This is a genomic window from Polaribacter sp. 2305UL8-11 (genome assembly GCF_058147165.1).
Window position 1 is genome coordinate 1 of the sequence record NZ_JBYVJW010000034.1, and the last position, 408, is coordinate 408.

Consider the following 408-nt stretch of genomic DNA (forward strand, 5'->3'; position numbering starts at 1 on the left):
TGCTATTAATGTGCTGCCTGCTGTTGATGGTGTTACATTTACGGTGGCTCCATCTACTACAAATCTTGTGATGGTTAAAGTTGTTCCTGCATCAATATCTGTATCGTTTGCATCTATTAATCCATTGGCTTTTGTTACAGTTAAAGTAGTATCTTCATCTGTTGATCCTGTGTCTGGATTCGCTACTGGTGCATCATTTACTGGTGAAACTGTAATAATCTCATTGGCTGTGGCTGTGGTAGTGCCATCGCTAATTACATAAGCAAAGGTGGAACTTCCATTAAAATTTGCTGTGGGTGTAAATGTAATTGCACCTGCTGTTGTGGTTGTTACTGTTCCATTTGGAACTGTAATAGTCTGTGCTGTTCCTGGGGTTAACGTAGTTCCGTTGATACTTTGAATCGTTAT

Annotated in this window: 1 protein-coding gene; it reads right to left on the bottom strand. The window is 39.7% G+C overall.

Going from position 1 to position 408, the window contains the following annotated elements; all coding sequences use genetic code 11:
- Window positions 1-408 (bottom strand): cadherin-like domain-containing protein (locus ACY2RW_RS16095; protein WP_490123754.1); only part of this gene is annotated, 408 nt, incomplete at both ends.